Origin of the sequence: Brevundimonas sp., assembly GCF_032107865.1 — a bacterium.
Classification (GTDB): domain Bacteria; phylum Pseudomonadota; class Alphaproteobacteria; order Caulobacterales; family Caulobacteraceae; genus Brevundimonas.
Window position 1 is genome coordinate 1 of sequence record NZ_DAMCNG010000284.1, and the last position, 2,991, is coordinate 2,991.

The following is a 2,991-nucleotide window of genomic DNA, read 5'->3' on the forward strand; positions in this document are numbered from 1 at the left end:
CGCCGCCGGTCCGGCCGTGCTGTCGCGCTATGAGCACGCCCGCTACGAGAGCCGGGTCCAGACCTTCATCGGCCTGGGCGCGCCGGAAGACCTGGCCCGCGACATCGCCATGCTGCGTCCGATGGTGGCCACGGCTGACATCGGCGACCTGTCCGGCGAGCTGGGTTGGGACGCCCCGGCCATGGCCCGCGTCTATCACCAGGTCGGCGCCGCCTTCGACTTCGACCGCCTGCGCGTGGCGGCCGGGTCGGTGCCGTCGGGCGATCGCTTTGATCGTCTGGCCGTGCGTCGTCTGATCCAGGATCTGATGACCGAGCAGCAGCAGCTGACTCGCGCGGTGGCCAAGGCTTCGGCCCAGGCGGCGGGCGCGGGCGAGGACAGCGCGGAACAGGCGGTCGACGCCTGGATCGGCGCCCGTATGGATCAGGTGGAAGCCCTGCGCGGCTCGGTCGATGAGATCGAGACCTCGGGCTCCGGCTGGACCTTCGCCAAGCTGACCATCGCCAACGGCGAGATCCGCGAGGTGCTGGCTTCGGCTTCCTAAGTGAGGTGACGCCGGGCGAGAGCCCGGCGTCACGCGCTACGCTCGCGACGCGGTCGCTCGCTGCTTGAGCGCTTCTTGGAGCGCCAACACCCGCTGCGACAGATCAGGGCCCGTCCGTTTCGTCATCTGGCGAGGCGGGCGGGCCTTGGCGTTTGGGGCGGGGTCGGCTTAGGTGGCCCTTGCTGTTCAGCGAACCGGAGGGCCCATGCCCAGGAAGTTCCTCGTCGTCGTCGACGACACTCCCGAATTGGACGCCGCCCTGGCCTACGCCTCGCGCCGTGCGCGTTCGACCGGGGGTCATGTGGTGCTGTTACGCGCCCTGGTCGGCGGGTCGGATGAGCACTGGTCCGGCGTCCGCGATGAAATCCGACGCCAACAACGCGAGGAGGCCGAGGCTCTGCTGGCCCGGCTGGGGGAAAAGGTCGCCGAGACGTCCGGCGCCCCGCCCGTCTATCTGATTGAGGAGGGCGATCCCCAGGCCGCCATTCGCAAGGCGGTCGGCGACGATCCCGATATCAAGATCCTGATCCTGGCGGCCGGCGCCAACGGACGCGGCCCCGGTCCCCTGGTCTCGGCGGTATTGAAACAGGGCGCCGCCCTCACCGGCCGAAAGCTGCCCGTCACCATCGTTCCCGGCGAACTGACCGAGGCGGAGATTATGGATCTGGCCTGATTCCAGGGTCGCTATGCTCGGCCCGCGGGGCCTCGCGGCTTGAGCGACGTGGGCGGGATCATGAGTGCGAGGGCGCGCTGAAGGGGGGGCGTCGTCGGCTCTGTCTTTGGGGCTTTACGCCCACTTGAACCCGGGCGCGGCAGGGCGCATCTGGGGCTCATGTTCATCCAGACTGAAGCCACGCCCAATCCCAACGCCCTGAAGTTCCTGCCGGGTCGCGATGTCGCTCCGCAGGCCGTGTTGGAGTTCCGCACCATCGACGAGGCGGCCGCTTCGCCCCTGGCCGAGGCTTTGTTCGAACTGGAAGGCGTCGAGGGGGTCTTCTTCGGCGCCGACTACGTCTCGGTCACCCGCGCCGCCCAGGGCCCGGACTGGACCGAGATGAAGGCGCCGATCCTGTCGGTCATCATGGATCATTTCGTCTCGGGCGCGCCGCTGGTTCGCGCCGGCGAGGCGCCGACCGAGGACGCTGGCGAGGACACGGAGATCGTGGCCGAGATCAAGAGCCTGCTCGACAGTCGCATCCGTCCGGCCGTGGCCCAGGACGGCGGCGACATCCTGTTCGATCATTTCGATGAGGAAACAGGCGTGCTGCGTCTGCGGATGCGCGGCGCCTGCGCGGGCTGCCCCTCCTCTTCGGCCACGCTGAAGGCCGGGGTCGAGCAGATGATGCGTCACTACGTCCCCGAAGTGACCAGCGTCGAACAGGTGCTGTAAGCGCCGCCCTGTTTCACATGAAACACTCGTCGGACGGCGCGCCGTCGGGCATGATGGCGTCATGAGCGGTTCGGACGAGACATCCCAGGCGCGCGCGTTGGGCGAGGCCCTGGCGGCGTTGCGGCGTGAGCGAGGTTTGAGCCAGGCCGAAGCGGGCCAGCGGATCGGCATGACCAGTCAAGGCTGGGGTCTCTATGAGGCGGGCAAGCGCTCCAGCCTGTTCCGTCCAGACGTTCAGCGTCGCCTGACCGGCGCCCTGGACGCGACGCCCGAAGCCTTGGTCTTGCAGTTGGAAGACGCGCCGATTTTGCCCGAAAGCCTTCCCGCCAATGGGCTTTCTGCGCGCGGCCGGGCTTTCGAGGGCGCCCCCGTTCAGACGCGGCGGCTGCGGCTGGAAACTGATGAACTGACCCCGTGGGCGTCCGCCGGAACGGTGCTGGAGTATGCGCAGGGACGTTGGCCGCGCCGAGGACAGGGCTGCATCATCCAACTGGATGACGGTGCTCGAAAGATTCGCCTCTATGATTGCGCCGATGACGTTGAAGTAGTGGTCTTCGGCGCGGGCGGCTTGGATCGGTCGGAGCGGATCGCGCGTTCGGACATCCAGTCGATGTCGGCCGTCACCGGCCGCCTTGATGATGAATGAAACAAAATAGTTGTATTTTGAAACGGGTCGTGAAACGCTCTGGTTGAAATCGGAGGGGTCATGTCGCGTCGCAGCCATCATATCGACCAGGCCGTCGGTCTGCGCATCGCCGCCCGGCGGTCCGCCCTGGGCTGGTCTCAGTCCGTTCTGGGACGGGAACTGGGCGTCAGTTTCCAGCAGGTCCAGAAATACGAGACCGGGACCAACCGCGTCTCCGCTTCGCGTCTGCACCAGGCAGCGACCGCCATGGGGTGTTCGGTGGCCGACTTCTTTCCCACGCGCCCCAGCACCGAGGGGGAGGTCGAACTGGTTCACCCGGTTCTGGCCAGCGCGGAGGGCCGCGGCCTGGCCGAGGCCTTCGCCCGCATTCCCGATGCAGGCGCGCGCCGCGCCCTGACGCGGGTCGCCCAG

General features: G+C 67.9%; 4 protein-coding genes and 1 pseudogene. All 5 read left to right on the plus strand.

Features of this window, described 5'->3' with window-relative positions; translation table 11 throughout:
• A pseudogene (locus RT567_RS15555) lies at window positions 1–544 on the plus strand (NAD-glutamate dehydrogenase domain-containing protein); the annotation flags it as partial.
• 205 nt (window positions 545–749) lie between these two features.
• On the plus strand, window positions 750–1,217 hold the full coding sequence (locus RT567_RS15560; protein ID WP_313577140.1) for a universal stress protein: 468 nt from the start codon (window positions 750–752) through the stop codon (window positions 1,215–1,217).
• Window positions 1,218–1,376: 159 nt separating this feature from the next.
• Window positions 1,377–1,934: a NifU family protein gene (locus tag RT567_RS15565; RefSeq protein WP_313577141.1), complete on the plus strand. Its 558-nt coding sequence runs from the start codon at window positions 1,377–1,379 to the stop codon at window positions 1,932–1,934.
• A 61-nt stretch (window positions 1,935–1,995) separates the two neighbouring features.
• Window positions 1,996–2,580, plus strand: coding sequence for a transcriptional regulator (locus RT567_RS15570; RefSeq protein ID WP_313577142.1), 585 nt, complete (start codon window positions 1,996–1,998; stop codon window positions 2,578–2,580).
• 60 nt (window positions 2,581–2,640) lie between these two features.
• Window positions 2,641–2,991, plus strand: a 351-nt coding sequence (locus RT567_RS15575; RefSeq protein WP_313577143.1) for a helix-turn-helix transcriptional regulator, incomplete at its 3' end; no start/stop codon positions are given.

Bases quoted from the DNA above. Each gene is read 5' to 3' on its own strand.
- RT567_RS15560 (WP_313577140.1), top strand. From the start codon at position 750: ATGCCCAGGAAGTTCCTCGTCGTCGTCGACGACACTCCCGAATTGGAC.
- RT567_RS15565 (WP_313577141.1), top strand. From the start codon at position 1,377: ATGTTCATCCAGACTGAAGCCACGCCCAATCCCAACGCCCTGAAGTTC.
- RT567_RS15570 (WP_313577142.1), top strand. From the start codon at position 1,996: ATGAGCGGTTCGGACGAGACATCCCAGGCGCGCGCGTTGGGCGAGGCC.